The sequence below is a fragment of the Komagataeibacter intermedius TF2 genome (genome assembly GCF_000964425.1).
Classification (GTDB): domain Bacteria; phylum Pseudomonadota; class Alphaproteobacteria; order Acetobacterales; family Acetobacteraceae; genus Komagataeibacter; species Komagataeibacter intermedius.
In genome coordinates this window covers 1-244 of sequence record NZ_BANF01000677.1, presented here as the reverse complement: position 1 = coordinate 244, position 244 = coordinate 1, and the positions used below count along the sequence as shown (strand labels likewise).

1 protein-coding gene is annotated in these 244 nt (G+C 59.0%); it reads left to right on the top strand.

Annotation, left to right across the window (positions count from 1 at the left end; translation table 11 throughout):
- The coding region (locus B7449_RS18950; protein WP_148431436.1) for a zinc-binding dehydrogenase at positions 1-150 on the top strand (150 nt) is incomplete at its 5' end.
- Positions 151-244: the final 94 nt, after the last annotated feature.

Genomic DNA, 244 nt, shown 5'->3' with positions numbered 1-244 from the left:
GTCTCACGCCTCGTGGATGACGGGCGTATCCGCACCACGCTTGGCAGGAACCTCGGCCTGATCACGGCGGCGAACCTGCGAGAGGCCCATGCCCTGATCGAGAGCGGTCAGGCAAAGGGCAAGATCGTGCTCGAAGGTTTTCCTGGCTGAAATGGAGAAGACCATGACTGAATCCGCAAAAGCGCTCGTCGAGACATGGTGTGGAACATGGGCGGAGAACAGGCCTCATGACTGATGAAGAGCA